This window comes from Dyadobacter sediminis, from assembly GCF_005860765.1.
Lineage (GTDB): Bacteria > Bacteroidota > Bacteroidia > Cytophagales > Spirosomataceae > Dyadobacter > Dyadobacter sediminis.
This window is the reverse complement of the sequence record NZ_VCEI01000025.1, coordinates 125,182-150,969: the sequence shown is the minus strand read 5'-3', so window position 1 is coordinate 150,969 and position 25,788 is coordinate 125,182. Positions and strand designations below refer to the sequence as shown.

Below are 25,788 nucleotides of genomic sequence, written 5' to 3'. Positions count from 1 at the left end.
GATAAAAGCCATTTGTTAACAGCGCTAGCCAGTAACAAAAAAGTTACAAGCCATCGGCTCATAACTCTTCTGAAAACAAATACCAAAAGCTAAAACCTACTCACTCCGCAGCGATTTCACCGGATTCATTAATGCCGCTTTGATACTTTGGAAACTCACCGTAATGAATGCGATTGCAACCGAAAGAAATGCGGCTACGAGAAAAATCCACCAATGAATATCTGTACGGTAAGCAAAGTTCTGCAGCCACTTGTACATACCGTAATATGCAACAGGCGAGGCAATTACAAATGCAATTAAAACCAGTTTCAGAAAATCCCTGGACAAAAGCCCGACTATACTTCCGATGGATGCGCCCATTACTTTCCGGACACCGATTTCCTTTGTACGCTGCATGGTGCTGTACGAAGCAAGGCCCAGCAAACCAAGGCAGGATATAAAAATGGCAAGAATGGCAAAATTGAAAAACAGCTTTTCAAATCGCTCTTCACTCCGGTACTGACGGTCGAAAAACTCATCCATAAAATAATAACTGAATGGCCGGTCCGGCAGGATGGATTTCCATTTGCTTTCAATAGCCGCAATGGTTCCCTGAATATTTCCGCCGTCTATTTTCACCGAAACCAGATCCGTATTCCGCGGCTCAATGCGCATGGTGAGCGGCTTGATCACTTCCTGCAACGCCCTGAAATGAAAATCTTTGATAACCCCGACAATTTTTCCTTCACGCCCCCATTGCTTGAAACGCCTGCCGATTGCCTGCTCCGGAGAACTGTACCCGAACAATTTTACCGCCGCTTCATTGATGACCATGGCCTGCGTCGTATCCGTACCAAATTCCCGTGAAAACGGGCGTCCGGCAGCCATTTTCAGTTTAAACTGAGGAATATAGTCAAAGTCTACAAAGTAAAGGTCAAGATTGGCAATCTGCATGTCGCCGCTTTTGTTCTCAATCTCGGAATACGCGCCCGGATTGCCGCTTCCCGGTACGCTGGACGATGTGGCAGTCGATTTCACACCGCTCAGACTGGCGAGCGATTCTTTGAATGCTTCTTTTTTAGGATCACCTTCGGAATTGATAATCAGCATCTGATCCTTGCTGAAACCCAGATCGCGGTTGCGCATGAAATCCATTTGGGTATAAACGACAATCGTGGCAATAATCAGCGCAATGGAAATGGCAAACTGAACGGCAACCAGTCCTTTTCTTAACAAAGCACCTTTGAAACTTGTCGTAAATCGTCCTTTCAAAACCACAACAGGCTCAAAAGATGACAAAACAAGCGCCGGGTAAATTCCTGCCAGTATGCCGATCACAATGGAAGCGACAAGCAATCCAAGCACAAAAGGCAAGTTATCCAGCATACCGTCACTGATTATTTTACCCGACAGGTTATTGAATAAAGGAAGGAGTACGGCCGACAAAACAATGGCAAACACAAACGCGATCAGGCACAGTAAAATGGATTCACTGATAAATTGTCTCGCAATCAGCCATTTCGGGGCACCCACGACTTTGCGGATACCGACTTCTTTTGCTCTTTCCACGGAACGCGCCGTAGTCAGGTTTACAAAATTGATACAGGCAATGAGCAGGATAAAAACAGCCACAACCGAAAATATATATACGTTGTTCATACTTCCGGCTTCATCCGATCCGCGGGTCGAAAGCAGATGCACATCCCTGAGCGGTTCCAGGAACAAGGTATAATGCATGTTCAGTTCGTTCATGAGTTTTCCCGCACGGTTTTTCAGAAATTCCGGCAGCTTTTTTTCAAGCGCTTTTCCGGTGGTTCCCGGTTTCAGAAGCAGGTAAGTCGTTGCCCCGAAATTGCCCCATTGCTCATCCAGTCCTTTGTTGAACTTTTGCGTAAGCGTCGACATGGACACGAACATATCGCCTTTGATCTGCGAATTTTCCGGAATATCTTTCATAATGCCCGTTACAATCGCGGGAAATCCTTCGCCGGACAACAGCAGCGTCTGCCCGATCGGATCGGCGTCGCCAAAATATTTTTTGGCTGCTTTTTCCGTAAAAACCAGGCTAAGCTGATCTTTCAGCGCAGTAGCCGGGTTTCCTTTTATCAGTTTGAAATCAAAGACCCTGAAAAGTGAAGAATCGGCAAAAACCGTTTTTTCCTCCTGAAATTTGACATCGCCTTTCCGGACCAGAAAACTGCCTCCGCTTACGCGCGTAAAGGCATCTACTTCCGGCAAATCGTTTTTCATGCTCGGTGCAAATGCCCATGAAGTAACACCGGTGTTAATGGTTTCGGAAGGCGTCTTGATGTCCGTTACGAGCCTGTAAATACGATCTGCCTTGGAATTGAAAGCGTCGTAGCTCAGTTCAAAATTGACATACAGAAATATCAGAAAGCAAGCCGACATGCCGACCGTAAGCCCCATAATATTGATAAACGAAAATACCTTGTGCTTCCAGAGGTTACGAAATGCAATTTTGAGATAGTTTTTTAACATTGATGGTCGGAGTTGGAAGTTGTTTATGGGTTTTGGCTATTAGCTATGGGTTGTTAGCTGTTAGTATTTGGTTATCTGAAATACAAAACTTGTACCGAATCTTTAACTTATTACAATTCAACGGATTAACTTAAAAAATCATTAACCAGGTGTTCAAAAACGAACATTACATCTTCCACGCCGGACAGTATTGCCGGCTGTTAGCGATTAGCTGTTAGCAGCCGGTGGTTAACTGTGAAAAACTAATTATGGACAATCAGCAATAATCTGACAGCTAGTAGCCAATAGCTAAAAGCCAACAACTAATCACTTTTCAGCGATTCCACCGGATTCATCAGTGCTGCTTTTATGCTTTGGAAACTGATCGTCAGCAATGCAATGGCAATAGCTGAAATACTCGAAACAATTAAAATCCATATCGGAATCTGGATGCGGTAAGTAAAATCCTGCAGCCATTTGTTCATCAAATAATAAGCTGCCGGAATAGCCAGAACAATGGCTACGAGCACCAGTCTGATAAAATCACGAGAAAGCAGCGCAACGATTCCGGCTACTGAAGCGCCCAGCACTTTGCGGATACCGATTTCCTTTGTCCGGATTTCGGCAGTAAATGTCACCAGTCCGAAAAGTCCTATGCAGGCAATGAAAATAGCAAAAGCCGTAAATACCGAAAACATTCTGGACATGCGGATTTCCGTTTTGAAAGTTTCATTGAAAGCATCGTCCAGAAAGTAATACTCGAACGGCTTCTCACGGTCATATTTTTTGAAAATTCCGCCGATTGCTGCCACTTTCTCTTTCAGGTCAGCTTTCGGATCCAGCCGGACATACAAAACGCCGGTTGCGCCGGGAACTTTCAGGACATTGGAAGTATCGTTCACAACAAAAAGTCCCATGGCCTTGATCTCGTTCTGAACGGATGAAAAATGAAAATCCTTTAAAATACCCGCAATTTCGTCATTTTCCCCCACTTTCTGCCCGATCGGGTTTCCTTTCATGCCCAATTGCCGTACGGCTGTTTCATTCACAACCACGTAGTTCCGGTCTTTCCATATTTCCGCCGCAGGCTCCGTTTTCCATTTCAGTCCAAGGGTGCGGGTAAAGTTTTTATCCACAACCATATAAGTAAGACTGACATCTTTTCCGGTTGTAAAATTTTTGAGAAAAAACATATTGTAGCCCTTAAAAAGACCGGCATTGGTAAAAGCCACTTGATCAACGCCTGTTTGCTCCCGGATTTCATTCCGCATCGGAAAATAATTCGGTGCCATAGTGGCACTCAAAGGAATGCTCAGCACCTGATCTTTGTAAAGCCCCAGTTTTTTGGTCTGCATAAATTGCAGCTGATTATTCACCACCAGACTGCAAACGATGAGTGTAATGGATACGGCAAACTGGAAAACCATGAATATGCGCCGCACCGAAGCGCCGTTCTGCGCTCCTCCAAACTTTCCTTTCAACACATCCAGCGGTGCAAACCCCGACAGAATCAATGCCGGATAGCTGCCGGCAATCAGTGCACTGACCATGAGCAGCAAAGCTAAAAATCCGATAAATCCAGGTGAAAGCAGAAAGGACGAGTCGATACGAAGATCAAGCAGATTGTAAAACGGCTGCTGCATCATATTAACCAAAACAAAAGCCAGCGCAAACGAAAGCGTACAAACCAGTACGGATTCGACATAAAACTGCCGGACCAGACCGTTTTTGCCAGCGCCAACCACTTTCCTTACGCCCACTTCCTTTGCCCGCATTGTTGCACGGGCGGTTGTAAGGCTCATGTAGTTGAACAATGCCAGAAGAAGGATCACCACGGCAACGCCGGCAAAAATATAAATCAGCTTGGTGTTGCCTGATTCATTGAAATTATTGCCGAGGTGAATGCCACCGAAACTTTCCAGTTTGTAATTCGCCGTACTGTCAAATGCACCCGTTTTGTTGCCTTCCCTTTTAATGTTTTTTTCAACAATGTATTTTGATTTTTCAGAGTCCAGCAAAAGATAAGTTGTAAAAATCCCGGCTACTTCCCAGTTGTTCTTATCCTGTTCGCTCAGCTTCGGGAAAGTGGACGCGGACACTACAAAATCAAAATCAAACGTGGAATTGGACGGAGGGTCCTGTGCGATACCGGTGATCTGCATCATGTGCTTGCCCTCGTAAACCAGCGTTTTTCCCAATGCTTGCCGGTTTCCGAAATACTTTCGTGCAGCACGTTCGGATATGACCATTGTAAATGGTTTTTCCAGTATCGTGTCCGGATTTCCTTCTTTTAATTTAAATGAAAAAACCTTGAAAAAGGAAGGATCGGCAAACAGAAAGCCCGGCTCATAAAACAGCTCACCGCCTTTTTCCGGATTTCGCATGACTACTTTCTGATAAGCAGGCTTGACTCTTACATAATCCTGAACCTGCGGGTTATACTCCTTCAGTGCCGGACCCAGCTTGGCCGAAAACGAAGTAAACTGCATGTCATTGTCGCCCATTTTAATCTGAGAAAGAATGCGGTATATGCGTGTATTGTTGACATGAAACTGATCATAACTGAATTCATGCATGACAAAAATGAGTATCAGCACGGAAACTGCCATTCCCAGCGCCAGCCCGATGATATTGATAAGAGAATAGGTCTTGTTCTTGACAAGGTTCCTGAAAGCAATTTTCAGATAGTTCGTTAGCATGGGTTTAATTGCGGTTAGCTTTCAGCTTTTAGCAGTTAGCTTTTAGCGGTTAGCGATTACTAAATGGGTTTCAGTTTTTTTAGGTAGTCGGCAACTCAATTCAGGCTGATTATTGAAATTTATAATTGCCGATCAACGGCTTGCTAATAGCCAAAAGCCAAAAGCCAGAAACAACTCACGTTATTCGGTTTTCAGCGACTTTACCGGATTAATTAATGCTGCTTTTATGCTCTGGAAACTGATCGTGGATAAGGCAATGGCAATGGAAATGACAGCCGCAAAAGCGAAAACAGACCATTGAATTTCCGTATGATAGGCAAAATCCTGCAGCCAGCTGTTCATGGCATACCATGCAACCGGCGATGCAATCAGAATGGCAATAACGACCAGTTTTAGAAAATCGTTGGAAAGTAAAATAACCAGACTGGTCACCGAAGCCCCGAGCACTTTGCGCACACCGATTTCTTTGATTCTGATTTCGGCCATGAACATGGAAAGTCCGAGCAGTCCGAGGCAGGAAATAAAAATGGCAATGCCTGCAAAAATTCCAAAAAGCAGTTGCTGCGTCTGTTCACGTGCATAAAGTTCGCCAAACCGCTGATCCAAAAATCCGTAATTGAACGGACGGTCTGGAAATTCCTGCTGCCAAACCGCCTTGATATGCGCAAGCGATTCCTTGATGTTTCTGCCGGCTATGTGCACCGACATCCAGCCGAGGCGGTCATTCTGGCGGAACATGACAACGGGTGCCACTTTCTGATGGAGCGATTCAAAATGATAATCCCTGGTAACGCCGATAATCTGGCCGCGAATCGGGCCGTAACCGAAACGGTCGCCTATTGCGCTTGCCGGATTCTTATACCCCATCAGCTTTATGGCCGTTTCGTTCAGGATAAAACCGTTTGTTTTGTCAGTAGAATAATCGCGTGAAAAATTCCTGCCAGCAGCCATTTCAATTTCGTAAGCGGATATAAAATCCTCATCTACAGATAATGATTTTATATTGATGTTGCTCGGAGCCATGGAATCGCCTTTGGAAACATAGGCTTCCCAGGAATCCAGCAGCCTGCCGGAAGGAATGCGGGACGACCGACCGACTTCCAGGATATTGCTGTTTGCTTTGAAACGCTGTTTGAGACTTTCAAAGTTGGTGGTCGTATCGTTTCCCGCGCGCAGCAGTACAACCTGATCTTTGGCATAACCCAACTCGTAATTTCTGATGTATTGCATTTGCTTGTAAACCACAGTCGTACTGATGATGAGAACAACGGCAATTGCAAATTGAGTTACGACGAGCACCTGACGCAGCGTTCCTTTTTTCAGTGCCGTTGTGATCTTTCCCCTGAAAACACTGAGCGGCTGAAACGATGTCATGAAAAAAGCAGGATAACTGCCGGCAATCAGACCCGTGAACAACGTAATGCAAACCACAATCGACAAAAATACCGGATCAAGCAGCGATCTGAACGATAACTGTTTTTGTGTAAATGAATTGAGATACGGAAGACAAAGAACGATGATTACCATAGCCAGCAACAGCCCGATGATAACCAGCAGCAGGGATTCACTCAGAAACTGACGGATAAGCTGATACCGCACTGCACCGATGACCTTACGCATGCCGACTTCCTTCGCACGCATTGCCGAGCGCGCCGTAGCAAGGTTCATGTAATTAATGCAGGCAATGATCAGGATAAAAAGTGCAATGGCAGAAAAAAGATATACATACTGAATATCGCCATTTGCCTCTATCTCCGAATCCGTATGCGAATGCAGGTGAATATCGGTCAGCTTCATAAGGTCAAGACGCGAATATTTGGATGCATTGGGTTCTATATGCCGGTTTTGAAACGCCGGAAATGCATTTACGAGATTCTGCGGATTGTAATTTTCAGGAAGCAGCAGAAAAGTTGAAAAAGCGTTATTGCCCCAGTTGGTGCGCAGGTTTTCGGCACCATAAACGCGGTCGTCGTTCAGCGAGGAAAAGGAAACCAGAAATTGCGGATGGAAATGTGACTGCGAAGGAAGCGGCTCGAAAACCCCTGTAACAGTATAATCAAACTGGTTATCCAGCCGCACGGTCTTTCCTACCGGATTTTCGTTTCCAAAGTATTTTTCCGCCATTAGTTTTGAAAACATAACAGAAAAAGGGTTTTCCAACGCGCTGGCTGCATTTCCCTGCAGCACTTGAAAGGTAAATACCTTGAAAATGGCCGGTTCCGCCACAAACAGATCTTCTTCTTCAAAAACCTTGTCGCCGTACCTGAAAAGCGCCCCCATCTGGAGTAACCGCACGACTTCTTCCACCTGCGGAAAATCCTGCTTTACAAGCGGGCCGAACGGCGGGGCAGCCTGTCCGAGCCGCAGCGATTCTGTTCCGTCAGTGGAAATAAATGTGCGTGAAAGCCGGTAAATACGGTTTGCATTGGCATGATGACGATCATAACTCAGCTCATCTTTTACATAAAGGGAAAGCAACAGAAAACAAGCCAGTCCGATGGCTATACCGGCAATGTTAATAAAGCTGAACGCTTTATGTTTGATCAGGTTCCGGAATGCAATTTTGAGATAGTTCTTTAACATGGCTTCTGGCAGTTGGCTGTTAGCGATTGGCTGTTAGCTTTTATTAATTAGATATAAGATTTCTGAATTAAATGGCAACGATTTGTACCTGGCTTTTAGCGATTGGCTATTAGCGGTTATTGGTTGGATATAAAATTTCGAATCGAGATGTAAGCAGTTTACAATTCACTATTAGCAATTGGCAGTTAGCTTTTATTGGTTAGAAGTAAATTTCTGACATTGAAATGTAAGCGATTTGTAACCGGCTTTTAGCAATTGGTTTAAAACCAAAAGCTAACAGCTCGCAACCAACAGCTTCCATCAATCACTCTTCAGCGACTTTACCGGATTTACCATTGCGGCTTTGATGCTTTGAAAACCGACCGTCAGTACGGCAATCAGAATGGCCGTAGTGCCTCCGGCGGCAAAAATCCACCAGCTCAATTTGACCTGATATTCAAAACCCTCCAGCCAGCTGTTCATAAAATACCACGCAAGCGGACTTGCAATGATTATGGATACAAAAACAAGTTTTAGAAAATCTGCTGACAGCAAACCGGCTATGCTGGCCACCGAAGCACCGAGTACTTTCCGGATCCCGATTTCTTTTGTCCGGGTTTCAACCGTAAATGTAGCCAGTCCGAACAATCCCATACAGGCTATGAAAATGGCCCAAACCGATGCAGAAGTGAATATTTTGCCATATTGCTTTTCAGAAACATACTGCTTGTTAAAGTTTTCATCCGCAAAAAAGTAATCGAACGGATTGCCGGCAAAGTAGTTTTTGTACATGCTTTCCATCCGGGCCATTTTGTCCTGAATATGTCCCGGCGCAAGCCTGATTGTGATGTAAGTGTTGTTGTTTTGAGGGTAAAAGATAATCGGGTCAATGGCATGCTGCAAGCCCGTATGATGATAATTCTTGACAACGCCGATTACTTCCAGATACCTTTCATCCCATTTGATTTTGTTCTGAACGGCTTCTTCTGCAGACTGGAAGCCAAACTGCTCCACGGCTTTTTCATTCAGGATAACTTTGCTGTTGCTGTTCCAGTCTACCCGGACTTCCTGTGATGTAAAATTTCGTCCGGCTTTCCGCTGGATGCCGTAAGTATCAAGATAATGGTTGTCGATAATGGCAAATGAATAGGTTTTGAATTCATCACCCGGCCTGGAACCCGACTGTGTAAAACCGGAAGTCTTGAAATTGTACCAGTTTCCCGGCACCGTTCCGGAAAGGCTGTAATCCTTTACATAGCTCTGCCGGCCCAGCTCATTGTAAAAAGCAGCCTGCCGCGTTTGGTAAGTGCTGTCATTGCCTGCTTCCGGACCGCGTACAACCAGCAACTGTTCTGTACTGATTCCCAGGTTCCGGCTTTGCATGAAACGCAGCTGAGCGTATATGACAATCGTTGCAAGGATGAGTACAATGGAAATCGTAAACTGTGAAATTACAAGCGATTTTCGAAGCAAAATGCCTTTGGTCGATTTTACCAGATTTCCTTTCAGGATTTTAACCGGATTGAACCTGGATAATGCAAATGCGGTATACACGCCAGAAATTGCCGAACCCGACAACAGAATACAGGCGCCTGCAAGCCACATGGAAGAATTGCCCAGCGTTGCCAGTGAAAGTTCTTTTCCGACCAGTTCATTGAAAAATGGCTGAAGAACACTGATCAGCAATACAGCCGAGGAAATCGCAAGCATGTTCACCAGCATGGATTCCCCGAGAAATTGTGCAATCAGATTACCCGGCGTAGCACCGATCACTTTGCGGACGCCCACTTCATTCGCCCGTTTGAACGCATTCGCCGTAGAAAGATTAATGTAATTGAACCATGCGATCAGCAGAATAAGAACGGCAATGATCAGCAGCATATAAACATATTTCAGGTTGCCGCTGGTTTGGTAAGTATCGCCCAGCTTTTCAGAAAGATGTACATTTCCAAATGCCTGCAATCCGAATTTTACGCCGTCTTTATCCGTTTTCAGCTCATCACGCAACTTGCTCAGCTTAGTTTCAAGGCTTTTTACATTTGTATTTGGTGCAAGCAAAAAGTACGTGCTCAAAAACTGGGAATCCAGATTATCCAGCGTTGCCCAGTCGTTTCCGTTAAGGTTTGCCGGATTGGCCAGCGTTTCCAGTGAAAATATCATATCAAACTGAATATCGGAATTCGCGGGTATTTCATAAATCCCTTCTACGGAATAGGAATGCGTTCCAAACTGGTTCGAAAGTGTCAGTACTTTACCGATCGGATCGTCATTTCCGAAATATTTTACCGAAGAATTTTTCGATATGAAAACAACTTTCGGCTTACTGAGTGCGGCCTTGTTTCCGGCCAGCAACGGAAAACTGAAAAAATCGAAAAAGTTACCTTCTGCATATCCGATATTGGCTTCCCGGAATGGTTCCGCCTTTGCATCTGCTCTTTTCACAATACCTTTTGCATATCCTTCCGCAAAACGGCAGTATTCCTTTATTTCCGGAAAGTTCTGTTTTGCCTGTGCGCCCCAGCCCGGTTCCACTTCCGTCCAGGTTTCACCTTTCGGATTAATGTTCAGCATTCGGTACATATCCGGAAGGCTGGCATGAAACTGGTTTACACTTTTCTCAAAGCTCACATATTCCAGGATCAGCAGGAAAGCAGCTATGCCCATGGCGAGCCCGGCAATGTTTATAAAGCTGTAAACCTTGTTGCGAAAAAGGTTACGCCATGCAATTTTAAGATAGTTATGGACCATGGCTTTTCAGGAAAATAATTAATCAGGTTCAAGAAAGATGCAACTTTCATACTTTCGGAAGTATAAATCCTGTACCAATTACATAAATATCTGAATATAAGCTATTTACATAAATAATTTAAAAGTAATCTGTTCGATATTGAACAGTTTGTACAGCACTGAACGGGCATCGATCCAAATGCTTGATCCGGCAATTAGGCCATTTATTGTTTGCCGCCTGCCACGGAGCGGCTTCCTGTTTGTAGAGATTGCACCGACACAAATACCATCGGCCCCGGCGGGGCCTCCTGATTATAGGTCAACCCAAGGATGCTCCTCCGGAGCAACAAAAAACTCATGTAAATCTCCTTTGCTATAAACAGTTAGCTCCTCCGGAGCTGACTTTGCATATGTAAAAAAAACCTTTCTTGTTTAAGGCCTGCCGCAGAGCGGCTTCCTGTTTATAGCAATAACATTGCCACAAATACCATTGGGCCCCGGCGGGGCCTCCTTACCATTTGTCAATCCAAAAATACTCCTCCGGAGCAACAAAAAACTCGCACAAATTTCCTTTGCTATAAACAGTTAGCTCCTCCGGAGCTGATTTTACGTATGTAAAAAAAACCCTTTCTTGTTTAAGGCCTGCCGCAGAGCGGCTCCCTGTTTATAGCAATAACATTGCCACAAATACCATTGGGCCCCGGCGGGGCCTCCTTATCATTTGTCAATCCAAAAAATACTCCTCCGGAGCAACAAAAAACTCGCACAAATTTCCTTTGCTATAAACAGTTAGCTCCTCCGGAGCTAATTTTACGTATGCAAAATAAGCCCTTCATTGTTCACAATTGGCCGCGGAGCGGCTCCCTGTTTATAGCAATAGCATTGCCACAAATACCATCGGCCCCGGCGGGGCCTCCTGATTATAGGTCAACCCAAGGATGCTCCTCCGGAGCAACAAAAAACAAATATGAATTTGCTTTGCTATAAACAGGTAGCTCCTGCGGAGCTGATTTTACGTATGCAAAATAAGCCCTTCATTGTTCACAACTGGCCGCAGAGCGGCTTCCTGTATTTCTGGAACTATGCGGTTACTAATAAAGGCTGCCGCACTCTTAATAAAACATGCCTGTCGCATTTTCCTTTCAGTTCTGCACGTCGTCGTTGCGGATGCTACGCTTGTTTTTTTGGATTGCTTCTTTCAGACGGCCGAATTTGTAGTTTACGCTCAGGTTGAAAGACCGGAAATAATCTCTTCTGTCATTGTATTGTGAAAAATTCGGCCCGGAGGTTTCGGTATGGTATTTCCGGAATTTGGTAAACGGATTGTTCGCCGCAGCCGAAAAAGTCAGTTTGTCTTTGATAATATCTTTGTTAATACTGAAAGACGGACTGACCATGGAATTGGATGTTCCCTGCAAATTCAGGTTCGGGCCATAAATGTTCAGATTGGCATTAACCCGCCAGTCTTTTGGAAGACGGTAACCGCTGGAAACAGCCAACTGATACATCAGTCCGCTGTTTGTGATCTGCGCGCCGTTCACAATCCCTTCTACTTTTCCATGCGCCAGCCGCATGTTCATACTGAAATTCCATTCTTTTGAAATCGGGTAATTCAGGTTAAGGTTTCCGCTGATCAGTCTTGCCCGGCCCGTATTTCCGAAAGAAGTGCGGGTGACACCCGTTTCCGGATTGAAAACCGCAACGCCAAAAATCAGGTCTTTAAACTGCGTATACCCTATACCGAAATTAACGGATGCCTTCTTTGACTTGCTGTAGCCCAGCTGCAGATCGTGCACGAATGCCGGCCGCAAACCCGGATTGCCTGTTCTTTCAAAACTCGGATTGGAACGGTCAATGAACGGGTTCAGCTGATAAATGCCCGGCCGCTGTATCCTCTGCGTATAACCAAAGTTCAGACCGCTGTTATCCTTCATCTTGCGGTTAATGGAAACAGACGGAATTACATTGAAATAGTTTTGTTTTACTCTGGAATCCGTAGAAATGAAATCGGCATTTACAATGGTCTGTTCAATCCTTGCACCTGCTTTAAATCCCCATTTCTTGAAATTGTACTGGTACGTATTGTAAGCACCGAACACATTCTGCGTGTTGCTGAACATGTTGCTCATACCCCGATCAATCTCGAACAATTTGTTTTCGGCATTGAAAATGCTGTAACGAAAATCGCTGTTATTGTCGCGCATAATGCCTTTTATACCTGCTTCAATGCCCAGTTTTTTTACCGGATAAACAAAATCGACCTGAAAAGTCTGCTCCGCGAAGCGCTGGTCATTGATCTGCCGGTAATCCGGCGTTTCATAATTGATCCGGTCCAAAATGGAAAGATTGCTGTTCTGAATGTTGTTGAAACCATAGTAACGGTAAGAGAAAGTGAGCAGCCTGTTTTTATCAGCTTTAAAACCCTTTTGATAATTCAAGGCAGCATCCATACCGCTTCCTTTTCCGTCATTGTTGTTGATGATTTCATATCCCTGCAAAATTCCGCTGTTGCCGCTGAGTGCGGAACGCTGAAACCCCGAACCGTCCGATCTGCTTCCGTTCAGATTGATCTGTGCGCTGAAAAGGTTCAGGCTGTCCAGCTCGTAAGTTACTTCATAACCGATATAGCCGTTCCTGTACGCCGATTTTGCCGATCCGTTCTGAAACAGGTTTGTCGGTTCAGAACCAAAATTTTTCTGATAAAGCATATTCTGCGTGGAAGGCGTATTATACTGACTGCCACCCGCAAGAGCCGTCATTCCCAACTTGCCAAGCTTAGCAGAAAGTGAACCGCCAAACCCGGGTCCTCCGATCGGAAAGCGTTCGCTGACGTTAATGGTGCCGCTGTAACCGTTATCAACCTTTTTATTGGTAATGATATTGATAATGCCCGCCAAACCTTCCGCATCGTACTTGGCAGGCGGCGTTGTAATGACTTCAATCCGCTGGATGGAAGACGCAGGCATGCTCCTCAAAACTTCCTTGTAACTTCTTTCCACCATACTCGACGGCTTTCCATTAATCAGAATTCTGAAATCTGCGTTTCCCTTCAGATAAATATTATCGTCCGCATCCAGTGAAAGATAAGGTACTTTCCGCATCATTTCCAGTACGCTGAACACCTTGCTTTCCGGATCAGCCTGCAGATCATACGACATGCGGTCAACTTCCTGTTTTACAATGGGCTTGATACTTGTTACGGTCACTTCTTTCAGACCAGTAACACTTGGTGCAATGAAAACCGGCCCAAGCTCCGTAATCCTTTTTGTACTGTCCGAAAGATCGGCTTCAACCGATTTGTTCCGGTAACCAACGCCTACAATCACGACTGTATATTTGATGGGTTTGAGGTTCCGGAAAGCAAATGATCCGTCCGTTTTGGTAAAATCAGCCTTTAATGCTACGTCTTTATCCGTCATCAGATTGATAGTAATGTAATCGAGCGGCTTTCCGGTGACCGAATCTTTGACAACGCCTGAAATGGTGCTTCCGGAATGAACCGTCTGACCAAGGGCAGGCTTGCTGAGACAGACCAAACCGTAAATCAAAAGGAAAAAAAGGTAAGAAAAAATGGTTTTCATAGCTAAATTTTAGATGGCTAACAGATTCAAAAAAGGCATAGCAAATCCGATAAGTGCCTGTGGCTCTTTTAAAAAGATTATTCAGAAATGTCGGATTTACATCATTTTACATCAACTCTCAATTGACAAACAAATGTATACTAAGGTACTTTGTGATGCAAGGTACTTGGTGGAATAATGTTAAACGGCACATTTTAAATTTGAACGGCAGGCGTTTTTTTATCTGTAACGGCAAATTAAAAAGCAACCTGCACCGGCATAAACTTGCCTGATACGGGTTGCTTTTTTATGGTTAGCTTGGTGCTTTACTCGTGCTTATCCTCTTCGGCTACGGTATTTGCTGTCAAGGCGGTTGGCGTGCTGATAGGCATACAAGCGCTGGCGCTGAACCGGAGTCAGTACAGAAAGTATTTCCTGCTGCTTCCGGGTCTCCAGCCGCCGGAAATCCCGATGCGAATTATATCTTCTGTTGGACGATTGCAGGCGGTCATAATGGTCTTTAATTCTTTTCAGCTGCTTTTCCTGCTTGCGGGAAAGATTTACAATTTCGTTCAGTTTGCTGATCCGGATATTTTCATTGATATCATCTATCCGCGAATTTTCTGCAGCCGGAATTTCATGCCTGCCATATGGGCGTTGTGCGAAGCTGTTTCCTGCTGTCAGAGCAATGACTGTTGCGATGGCTAAGATGATCTTTTTCATGGTTTCAAGTATTAAAGTGTTTGTTTATGAAGGTTAGAGGACCTTTTTTCACAAACGTTTAATGCACCTGAACCCCGATCTGCCACTGGGCTCTGCTGGCAGACAGTATGCCTGATTTTATCGACCAATCGCTTTCATCCGGTTAAATACTACTCGCTCCGCAAAGATTTTACCGGGTTCATCAATGCTGCTTTTATAGCCTGAAAACTCACAGTCAAAAGCGTAATGACAATAGCGGTAAATGCAGAAACAGCGAACACAACCCAGCTCAGTTCAATATGATACTGGTATTTTTGAAGCCAGTCATTCAGGAAATACAAGGCGATAGGCGAAGCAATGATGCAGGAAATCGTAACAAGATAAACAAATTCTTTGGAAAGCATGGCCCACATCTGCGCTACGCTTGCGCCAAGCGCCTTGCGAATCCCGATTTCCTTTGTACGCTGCTCGGCCGTGTAGGCGGCAAGCCCGAACAGTCCGAGGCAGGAAATAAATACGGCCAGCACGGCAAATACACGGGCCAGCTTTCCGATTCTTTCTTCAGAGCGGAACTTGGCATCGTATTCCTCATCGGCAAACTTGAACTCGAACGGAGAATCCGGATCGTGTTTGCGGAAAACGGCCTCTACCCTTTTCAGTGCCTTGTCAACCGGAACACCCGGTGCCAGCTTGATATTGATCAGATTGGCCCATTCGTAATCCATCAGAAAAACAGTTGGCATGGCCGGCTCATACGGCGACTGCATGACCATATCCTTGACGACACCCACGACCTGCCGCGGCTTGCCGTTAAAACGGATTGTTTTGCCAATGATATTTTTGATTCCCGTCAGTTTGACCGCTGATTCATTCAGGATAAATGCAGCTGTATCAGTAGAATAATCGCGTGAAAAATCACGGCCTTCTATAATTTTCCAGCCGATTGTCTTTCCGAAATCATGCGTACATGCAATTGTCCCGAAAAGCGGCACGGAACCGGGTGTCATTCCTTCCCACTCAAAACCGATCTGATTGGAATAAATATCCGTGGTCGGGCTGGAAGATTCGCTCATTTCACTGACCATGCCTGTTTTCAAAAGATCGTCACGAAGCGGATAATACTTTCCGAAGATATTTGGTGAAATGCGGATCTGAAGCAATCCCTGCCGGTCGTAACCGACCGGCCGGTTTTTGGCATGTTGAATTTGCTGAAAAACGATGATTGTTCCGATAATGAGCGTAATGGAAACGGTAAACTGCATGACAACCATTACTTTACGCGGCACAGCCGACCATTTGCCAACTTTAAAGGTACCTTTCAGAACAGCCAGCGGGTTGAAAGAAGAAAGGTAAAATGCCGGGTAACTTCCTGAAATAAGACCGGTGAACAAAGCAAATACAAGAATGGCCAGCCAGAACTGAAAATAGGCAAACGGAAGACTTACATGCTTGCCGGACAATTCATTAAAGGCAGGAAGCGCCAGCAAAACAATGAGGACAGCGAGTACAAGCGCCAAAATGACAACCAGAAAAGATTCGCTCAGAAACTGAAAAATCAGCTGGTTCCGCAATGAACCGATGGATTTCCGGATTCCGACTTCCTTCGCACGCTTTTCCGAACGTGCAGTGCTCAGGTTCATGAAATTAATGCAGGCAAGCAGCAGCACAAAAACGCCGATGATGCTGAACAGCCACACAAACTGAATGCTTCCGCCTACGTTTTTGCCGTCTTTGAACTCGGAATACAAGTGCCAGCGGCTCATCGGATGCAGGAAATACTGCGGCTTGTCCGTTTTGGAAAATGCATGCGGCAGCTCCACATCTTTTATCTTAAGCGACACTTTATCAATATCCGCCTGATCCGCAACCTGTGCAAAAAACTGGAACGAATGATTTCCCCATTGCGTCTGCGCATTTTTAAGCCAGTTTTCGGAAACCAGATAATCGTTCCACGGCAAGACAAGCATCAGTTCTCTGAAATCAGAATTGAACGGAATGTCTTCATAAACGCCCGTAATTTTAACATCTTTCCTGATATCCAGTTTGAGCGTTTTGTTCAGCGGATCTTCATTTCCGAAAAGTGCTTTGGCTACAGACTCCGCTATGATGATGGAACCCGGGTTTTTCAGTGCACTGGCATAATCGCCGCGGATCATTTTCAAAGAAAGCATTTCAGGCAGATCCGGCTGTGCATACATGCCCGGTTTATTGATTTTCTTTTCGCCATTCGTAAGTAAATGACTGTTATTCCAGGAAGCAAGTGACGTATATTTGAAATCGGCCGAATACTTGGTGGTCATTTCAACAGCCGCCGGAATGGAAACAGCCGTGCCGCTGCCCGTTTGTTCATTAAAAGTCTGGCTTACCCATGCCTGCACAATCTTGTCGTAATTCCTGTGGTATTTATTATAGGAAAGTTCATCCCAGACCCAAAGGCCGATCAGCATGGCAATGGCAATCCCGACGGCAAGGCCAGTAATATTGATGAATGAGTAAACTTTGTTTTTGGCAAGATTGCGCAGTGCAATCAGCAGATAATTCTTGATCATGGCTTTATAGTATGGATTGGGATATTACTCGCTTGTCATCACACGACAATTTATTCGCTTTTCAATGAATTTACCGGGTTCATCAATGCTGCCTTGATGCTTTGAAAACTGACGGTAAAGACTGCCACGATGATGGCGGAAAGCCCGACCAGAACAAATACCAATGGATTTATCTCAATGCGGTACGGGTAATTATCCAGCCATTTCTGCATAAAAAACCACGCAAGCGGCGATGCGATGAAAATAGCGACCAGCACCAGTTTCACAAAGTCACGCGACAGAACAAAAACCAGATTGGATATGCTTGCACCCAGCACTTTACGAACGCCGATTTCTTTGGTACGCTGCTCAATGACAATCAGTGCAACAGCAAAAAGGCCGAGGCAGGAAAGCATAATGGCAATGCCGGAAGCCAGACTGAAAACCTGCGAAAGCTGTTCTTCCTCGCGGTACCATGAATTTGTATTTTCATCCACATAGGAACCAATAAATTCGGATCCGGGCGCCACTTCATCCCAGATTTCCCTGAACTTGTCCATAGCACCTTTAAGGCTCTGCGGCGTTACGCGCACAAATATATAATTGATCGCTTCCGAACCGGAAACATGCATGGTGATCGGCTTCTTTTCATTCTTGGAAGAATACAGGTTGAAGTCGGGAATGAGGCCGATGATCTGGTATTTGGCACCGGCTGTATCTGTCTGGAAAAATTTACCGACCGGCTCGGGCTCTGCAATCATTCTGGCCATGCTTTCCGTAATAATAACCCGGTCAAGCGTATCCGAAGGATAAGCCGGGCTGAACTCGCGGCCCGCCAGCAATTTGATATTCAGCGTTTTTAAATAATCGTAATCCACATGCAGCCAGTCTGTTGTGACTTCCTTTTCCTTGTACGTAAACCCAAGAATACTTCTTGAAGTACCTCTGTCAATTCCTACGCCGAGGTTTACACCGCTTCCGGTAATGCCGAGTACGTTGGGATCACCTTCCAGTTTGTTCCGCATCCGCATCAGCACCTGACGTCCGTTCACCTTTTTCCCGACCGGAATACTGATGACCTGTTCTTTCTGAAAACCCAGCGGTTGTTTTCTCAGATGATCCACTTGCTGAATGGCAATAACAGTACAGCAGATCAGCAGACTTGACAAAGTAAACTGTGCTACAATCAGTGAGTTACGCAATACACCGGGCTTCTTCAGGGAAACTTTTCCTTTCAGCACTTCCACCGCGTTGAACTTGGACATCTGCCACGCAGGATAACCGCCCGCAAGCAAAGTTACAAGTATGAAAAGGCTCAGCAGAATGGCTAACTTATCGGGCTGAAGCAAATAATCCAGAGTTAATTTTCCCTGGAAAGTGGCGTTAAAAGTAGGCAGCAGCAGAACCGCCAGGATAACTCCCGACAGAAAACCCATAAAACAGATGATGCCCGCTTCACCCCATATCTGCAGAAAAAGCTGGTTTTTCAATGCACCGAGCGATTTGCGGACGCCTACTTCACGTGCACGGATAAAAGATCTTGCCACGTTCAGGTTGATGAAGTTGATGCAGGCAATGAGCAGGATAAAAAAACCGATTCCCATCAGCGCATACACAAGCGCAAGCGGTGCACTTCCTCCGCCGGACATCTGTGAGTCAAAATGCACTTTCCGGATCTGCTCTATCCGTACGGCAAACAAATCTCCTTTTTCATCCGGCTTTGCTCCTTTCTTTTTCAATGAAGCGATATTTTCACCGAAGTATTTGGCTGAAAACGGTTTAAGGCGCTTTTCAAAAGAAGCCTGATCTGTATTCGGGTTTAATTTTAAAAATACGCGATGCGAATAGGCATCCCACTGATCTTTTTGATTCTGGTAGTTCGCTGCGTTTTCGCTTCTTATAAAAGCATCAAATTTGATAGATGAATTTTCAGGAAAATCCTTTAAAATCCCCGTTACGACATACTGCTTTTTACTGCCGTCCAGACCCACATCAAGCGGCTTGCCCAACGGATCTTCTTTTCCGAACACTGCTTCGGCCATATTTTCGGAAATGATTATGCTGCTCAGGTCCTGAAGTGCCGTTTCCGGACTGCCTTTTACAAGCGGAAACGTAAAGATTTTCAGAAAATCCGGATCTGTAAAAAGAACTTGCTTATCAAAATATTTCCCTTTGTATTCCACCACATTGCTGCCGTTCAGAACCCTTGTAACACCTTCTATTTCGGGAAATTCGGCTTTGAGTGCGGGCGTAATCGGAAAAGGCATCGAGCCTACTTTTTCTGCTTTTTCCGGCTCGTTCGAGAAAAAATAAGCCTGATACAACCGTTCGTTATCCTTGTGAAAATTGTCGAAGGACAAGGCAAAGTATGCGGTCAGAAACAAAAAAGTGCTGATGCAGAATGCCACGGCAAGGCCTGCAATATTGATAAAAGCATAACCCTTGCTTTTCCAGAGGTTACGAAAGGCGATTTTAAGGTAACTTTTAAACATGGTTTTTCTTGGCTAAATATACAGGCAGCAGGGATTGCTACTATTCATCAGCTTCATTTTAAAGAATATTATACCAAAATTTATTAACAAGCATAAATAGCTTATAATCAATAAATTATACCAACAACCAGAAATTTTCAATGTTCAAAAGCGAACACTTTTGTTCATTTGCGTTCGAGGGTAATTTACAACCGCCAACTATTTTTCATAGCGGGCGTATTTCCATATCTTTACAAGTAGAACTTACATTTGATCTGATGACGAGCGAGCTTTCATTATACATCAAACTTCAAACCCTGCCTCCGGAATTAAAGCAGGAAGTAAATGAATTTGTTGATTCACTGGTTCAAAAATCTGCATCGCAAAACCAGAAAGCAGTTCCCGTATTTGGATGCGCAAAAGGAAAAATCAGAATGTCAGCTGATTTTGATGATCCGCTAGATGATTTTCGGGAATATATGCAATGAAATACTTGCTTGATACACACATCTTATTATGGTTTATTAATGGCGATCTTGAACTTTCAGCAAATGCTAGACAAATAATAAACAGTCCTATTAACTGTAAATTTATCAGTATTGCTACGTTTTGGGAAATAGCAATTAAAATAAGTATTGGCAAGTTGGAAATCAAAATGCCGTATGCAGAACTTGATCTCTATATAACCAGAAACGGCTTTGTTTTACTTCCCATTACGTTTCAGCATACAGTTGCATTAGTTAACCTGCCCTTTTATCACCGAGATCCTTTTGACAGAATAATTATAGCACAATCTTTTTGCGAAAATATTCCGGTTATTAGCAAAGATGCTAATTTTGGAAACTACAAGATAAATACAGAATGGTAAAAGTCAACAGCTATCAGCTTCTAGCTGGCAGCTCTTAGTATCAACCATCAACTCATCTTACATTTCACATTCTACATCTCACAACGCCTGCGCTACTCACTTTTCAGCGATTTTACAGGATTTGTAACGGCTGCTTTAATCGCCTGCGTGCTTACGGTAATGATGGCAATGCATACGGCAAGCGCGCCGGCCAGCACAAACATCCACCATTGAATACTGATCTTGTAAGCAAATCCCTGCAGCCATTTGTTCATTACATACCATGTAAGCGGCGTGGCAATGACAATGGAAACAATGACCAGTTTGATAAAATCGCCCGAAAGCAAGGCCACAATGCTTGTCACGGAAGCGCCCAGCACTTTCCTAACACCTATTTCCTTGATTCTCTGCTGTGCTGCAAATGCCGCAAGTCCGAACAGGCCAAGACAGGAAATAACGATGGAAATCAGTGTAAAAGAATTGACAATGCGCGAAGTACGGGCATCCGCGGCATAATTATTCTGAAAATCCTGATCCAGAAAACTGTATGTAAAAGGCTCGTCCGGAACCAGCGACTTCCATTTGCTTTCGATAAACGGAAGCACCTTGCCGGCATCTCTGGAACTGACATGCGTAACGATGTAGTTAAAATCGGAATTCATATTCAGGAACAAGGCGTAAGGCTCAATGGCCTGATGCAGATCGGCAAAGTGGAAATCCTTCACAACGCCAACGATTTCAAGAGGATGTATTACGTCGTCCGTATTGCTTTTAAAATGGAGCCTGCTGCCAACTGCTTTTTCCAGCGGAATGCCCATTTTTCGTATGGTTGCTTCGTTCACCACCATTTTATAATTGGTATCTCCGGGAAAATCAGCTGATAGCATACGGCCCGCCGCCATTTCAAATCCCATTGTTTTCATAAAATCAGGAGCAACCCAGTTTGTTTTAACAAGTTTGGCTTCGTGGATACTTTGATCTGACGGATAAAGAGACATATCGCTCGGGTTCAGGATTCCCGGATAGTAAGATGTTCCGGAGGCACCTTCCACCTGACTGTTTTGTAAAAACTCATTACGTAAGGCTGTATACGCATGCTTTGCAGCCTCGGTTCGCAAAGGAATGACAAGCTGCTGATCTTTGGTAAATCCAAGCGGCTGTTCCCGCATGTATTTCATCTGGGTTTGAATAACCAGCGTAGCCACAACGAGCCCGGTGGAAATGACGAACTGCACAACAACAAGCCCTTTACGCAAAGTCGTAGCCGAAACAGAGTTGACAAATTTTCCTTTTATTACATCCAGCGGGTTGAAAACAGATAAATAAAATGCGGGATAACTTCCGGCCAGCAATCCGGTTACAAAGGCCAGCACGACAAATGCCAGCATAATTTCAGGTTTGAGCAGTTCATTGAAATCCAGCATTTTGCCTGCAAGCTCGTTAAATACAGGCAGAAACAACACGACGAGAACCGCAGCAACAGCCAATGCAATAAACGTAAGCACCATGGATTCTCCCAGAAACTGCCCGACCAGCCCGCTTTTTCCGGCACCCATCACTTTTCGAATGCCCACTTCGGCTGCACGTTTCGCAGAACGGGCTGTTGCCAGATTCATGAAATTGATGCAGGCAATAAGCAGCGTAAACAACCCAATGGATGCCAGCACATAAAGGTACGTGGAGCTTGTTGTCGGCGTTACAATGCTTTCAATCTGATTAAAAAGGTGAATATCGTTCACTGCAAGCAGGGCCATTTGCTTGTCAACACCGGCCGCCTTCAGATCCTGCCGCGCATATTTATCAATAAATGCAGGCAATTTCTTTTCAAAACCGGATGCGTCCGTTCCGGGAGCCAGTCGGACGTATGTATAAAACATATTGTTGTTGGTAAAATCCTGCTTCTGCTCTCTCAGAAAACCGCCAACCCAGCCGGCATGCATCGAAACAAAAAAACGGGCATCAATATGCGAACGTGCACTTTCATCTTTGTAAACACCTGTAACCCTGAAATTTTCACCATTTCCCGTTGTACCGCCCAGACGGATTATTTTATTCAGCGCAGAAGCACTGCCGAACAGGTTTCTGGCCACTTCTTCCGACAGCACAACCGCATGCGCGTCATCGAGTGCCGTGTTGGCATCACCTTCCAGAAACTGATACGTGAAAACGTCGAAAAAAGTAGAATCAACATGATAGCCGCGGGTTTCATAAAATGACTTTACAGACTTGCCGGATTCCTCCACGCTGAGCAGCGTTTTGTTTTCCAGAAAATTCTGCCATAATCTTGTGACCTGCTTTACCTCCGGAAATTCCGATTTGATGGCACCGGCATAAGGCGAAGGCGCACGCGGATTATCCATTTTTTCTCCGTTGGACTGAATACGAACGCTTCTGATCAGATAAATATCCTTGCCAAACTGATGATGGCTGTCAAACGAAACTTCACTTAAAATGTACAGCAAAAGCAGCATGCAGCAGGTCATTCCTACGGACAGGCCAAAAACATTGATAGCAGAAAAGAGTTTGCTTTTAAGCACGTTCCGCCAGGCGATCTTCAAATAATTTTTTATCATGGCTAACAGATTGCAAACGTATTGTTGCATAGGTTCGGCTACTATGCAATGAATATTGTACCAGCGCAGCAAAAAATTTACTTATATGCTAATAATCAAGAAATTAAGTAGCTATAAAAATAACAAAAGTGTCCGCTTACGGACACTTTTGTTCGGTATTGGACTTGGCCTGGAGTTATGTTCCTAAAAAAAATTTCATTTTTCAGTAATTGTCTGAAAAGATAAAAATCAGCATTCCAGCACTTCCGTTTACTCACTCCGGAGCGATTTTACCGGATCAAGCAAGGCTGTTTTTACACTCTGAAAACCCACTGTCAGTATGGCGACGGAAATGGCGATGGATGCAGCCGAAATAAAGTACCACGATGTAAGATCAATCCGGTATGGAAAGTTCTGAAGCCAGACATTCACGGCATAATAGGAAAGTGGCAGCGAAATGACAATCGCCAGCAAAACCAGTTTTACAAAATCTGTGGATAACAAAGCGGCAATACTCGAAACTGAAGCACCAAGCACTTTTCTGATCCCGACTTCCTTAACCCTTGTTTCTGCATTGAAAGTAGCCAGACCAAACAGACCGATGCAGGAAACAAAGATCGAAAGTGCCGCTGCAAGCGTAATCATCTGTTTCCAGCGGGCCTCGGATTCATATCTTTTATAATTGGCAGCATCTTCAAAATGATACTCGAATGGCATAAACGGAACATGCTTCCGGAATATTTTTTCCACGGTTCTGATCGTTTCCGGAATGTTGGCGGCGTTGAGTTTGAGATATACGGTTCCCAGACGATAATTGGGGTCCTGCGTCAATAACAACGGCTTGATCGTGTCTTTCAGGGAAGCATAATGATAATCCCGGATTACTCCGATCACATTCATTTTCTGGTTTTTCCATTTAAAATCCACTTCCTTGCCAATCGGATCATGCCAGCCGGCTTCCTTTACAAAAGCTTCGTTCACGACAACGGATTGCAGCGGATCGGAAGGATAACTCCTGGAAAAATTACGTCCTTTAACCAGCGGGACCTGTAATGTTGAAAGAAAGTGATCGTCTACGCCAATGTACCCGAAATCCATTCTTTTGCCGTTCACCTCTGCACCGGTTCCGTTGTAATGGCCATTGAAAGCAGCAACGGATTCAATGCCGGTCGTATTTTCCAGTTCTTCCATAATCGTGGCAAGTGTTTCATTGCCCGGGCCACCCCGGCCCGTACTGAAACTCATCAGATTCTTGTCATTATAACCGAGCTTCTTGTTTGTCAGATAGTTGAACTGGGAATAGATAACCAGCGTGCCAACCAGCAGAAATACGGACAAGGCAAACTGGAACACGACCAGTCCTTTGGTAAGGTAATTTCTTTGTGTCAGGCGGGTACGGTTATAAAGTGTCTGCGCAGGACTGAATCCCGACAGCACCAAAGCCGGATAAAATCCAGCAATCATGCCGGTTACCAGAAACAGCAGCAAATAACCTGTAACAAGCTGTGCATCGAGCAGGTACGAAAGTGACAGCTCCTTATTGGTCAGTACATTAAAGGTTGGCAGAATGAACTTTGTCAGTAAAAGCGCAAAACTGAATGCAATGAACGACAGCAGGAACGATTCGCCCAGAAACTGGATCATCAGCTGCTTGCGCTGGCTGCCGACTACTTTTCGGATACCGATTTCCTTGGCGCGGTTGAGCGATCTGGCAACGGTAAGATTTACAAAATTGATACAGGCAATCAGCAATATGAAAATGGCAATCCCGGAAAGGATATAGGAATAAACCGGACTGCCGCCGCGTCCAAGCCCGTTCCGGAGTTCGCTCGATTCGCTGTCCAGATGAACTTCCATAAAAGGCTGAAGACTGAAACTGATTTTCTGGTTGAAATCCTTGATCTTGCCGATCTCATCCGCCGATTTGCTTTTGAAAATCCGATTAAGCTTTGGAATAACCGTTTGGTAATTTGTATTGTCATGCAGCAAAACAAAGGTGTTCATATAAAAGCCCAGCCACGCATGGTCCGTCCAGCCTCTGGCCTCCTGAAACTGAAAAGGCAAAATGGCTTCAAACTGTATGGATGAATTCTGCGGACATTTCCGGGCTACACCCGATACGGTAAACGTTTCAAACACATCGCCGATTTTCAGTTCCAGGGCTTTGCCGACCGCATCTTTGGTATTAAAGTACTTTTCAGCAATGTGTTCTGCCAGCACAATCGAATGGATATCTTTCAGGACTGTTTTCGGATCGCCGGCCAGCAAGGGCATTGTAAAAACATTAAAAAAGTTGCTATCGGCAAAAAGGACATCTTCATTCAGCAGTTCGCGGCCTTTCCTGATGACAAATGAGCTGGTTTGTGTCCTCACAAACTCGTGCACTTCCGGAATTTCCGCCTTGAACGATGGCCCGTGGATCGCATTGGTACTGCCGATTGTGTGCGTTTCCTTATCGTCCGACAAGGTTACTTTTATCCTGTACAAATGATCTTTTTTCTCCTGAAAACGGTCAAAACTTATTTCATCCTTTGTATAAAGTACAATCAGCATGCAGCATGTAAGCCCAAGCGAAAGACCGGCAATGTTGATTAATGAAAATATTTTATTTCTGGTCAAATTGCGGACAGCAATTTTCAGGTAGTTTTTGATCATGGCTTTAAGGTTCAGGTAAATACAGAAA

At 44.7% G+C, this 25,788-nt stretch carries 12 protein-coding genes; 2 read left to right on the top strand and 10 right to left on the bottom strand.

Going from position 1 to position 25,788, the window contains the following annotated elements:
• Nucleotides 1-96: 96 nt before the first annotated feature.
• The 8 genes from FEM55_RS13045 to FEM55_RS13010 all read right to left on the bottom strand — a co-directional run bounded on the left by FEM55_RS13045 (nucleotide 97) and on the right by FEM55_RS13010 (nucleotide 19,727).
• Nucleotides 97-2,478, bottom strand: a complete 2,382-nt coding sequence (locus FEM55_RS13045; RefSeq protein WP_138281815.1) for an ABC transporter permease — start codon at nucleotides 2,476-2,478, stop codon at nucleotides 97-99.
• A gap of 302 nt (nucleotides 2,479-2,780) precedes the next feature.
• Nucleotides 2,781-5,156 carry an ABC transporter permease gene (locus FEM55_RS13040; RefSeq protein WP_138281814.1) on the bottom strand — a complete coding sequence of 792 codons (2,376 nt, stop codon included), beginning with the start codon at nucleotides 5,154-5,156 and terminating at the stop codon, nucleotides 2,781-2,783.
• A gap of 180 nt (nucleotides 5,157-5,336) precedes the next feature.
• Nucleotides 5,337-7,739, bottom strand: coding sequence for an ABC transporter permease (locus FEM55_RS13035; protein WP_138281813.1), 2,403 nt, complete (start codon nucleotides 7,737-7,739; stop codon nucleotides 5,337-5,339).
• A 300-nt stretch (nucleotides 7,740-8,039) separates the two neighbouring features.
• Complete coding sequence (locus tag FEM55_RS13030) at nucleotides 8,040-10,466, bottom strand: ABC transporter permease (RefSeq protein ID WP_138281812.1); 2,427 nt, start codon at nucleotides 10,464-10,466, stop codon at nucleotides 8,040-8,042.
• Between the two features lie 1,121 nt (nucleotides 10,467-11,587).
• Nucleotides 11,588-14,026, bottom strand: coding sequence for an outer membrane beta-barrel family protein (locus FEM55_RS13025; protein ID WP_138281811.1), 2,439 nt, complete (start codon nucleotides 14,024-14,026; stop codon nucleotides 11,588-11,590).
• A 315-nt stretch (nucleotides 14,027-14,341) separates the two neighbouring features.
• The gene (locus tag FEM55_RS13020) at nucleotides 14,342-14,728 is read right to left on the bottom strand and encodes a hypothetical protein (RefSeq protein WP_138281810.1); all 387 of its coding nucleotides are present in this window, start codon (nucleotides 14,726-14,728) and stop codon (nucleotides 14,342-14,344) included.
• 149 nt (nucleotides 14,729-14,877) lie between these two features.
• Complete coding sequence (locus tag FEM55_RS13015; RefSeq protein WP_138281809.1) at nucleotides 14,878-17,256, bottom strand: ABC transporter permease; 2,379 nt, start codon at nucleotides 17,254-17,256, stop codon at nucleotides 14,878-14,880.
• Nucleotides 17,257-17,306: 50 nt separating this feature from the next.
• Entirely contained in the window at nucleotides 17,307-19,727 is a 2,421-nt protein-coding gene (locus FEM55_RS13010; protein WP_138281808.1) for an ABC transporter permease, read from the bottom strand.
• Between the two features lie 140 nt (nucleotides 19,728-19,867).
• On the opposite strand from FEM55_RS13010, the gene vapB reads away from it, so the two are divergent.
• Nucleotides 19,868-20,194: a type II toxin-antitoxin system VapB family antitoxin gene (gene vapB, locus FEM55_RS25115; RefSeq protein ID WP_212748306.1), complete on the top strand. Its 327-nt coding sequence runs from the start codon at nucleotides 19,868-19,870 to the stop codon at nucleotides 20,192-20,194.
• Nucleotides 20,191-20,574, top strand: a complete 384-nt coding sequence (locus FEM55_RS13000; RefSeq protein ID WP_138281807.1) for a type II toxin-antitoxin system VapC family toxin — start codon at nucleotides 20,191-20,193, stop codon at nucleotides 20,572-20,574. The genes vapB and FEM55_RS13000 overlap by 4 nt, the downstream gene beginning before the upstream one ends.
• A gap of 92 nt (nucleotides 20,575-20,666) precedes the next feature.
• Here FEM55_RS13000 and FEM55_RS12995 read toward each other — a convergent pair whose 3' ends face one another.
• A complete protein-coding gene (locus tag FEM55_RS12995; RefSeq protein WP_138281806.1) occupies nucleotides 20,667-23,126 on the bottom strand; it encodes an ABC transporter permease in 2,460 nt (819 codons plus the stop codon).
• Nucleotides 23,127-23,375: 249 nt separating this feature from the next.
• Nucleotides 23,376-25,760: an ABC transporter permease gene (locus FEM55_RS12990; RefSeq protein WP_138281805.1), complete on the bottom strand. Its 2,385-nt coding sequence runs from the start codon at nucleotides 25,758-25,760 to the stop codon at nucleotides 23,376-23,378.
• Nucleotides 25,761-25,788 lie beyond the last annotated feature (28 nt).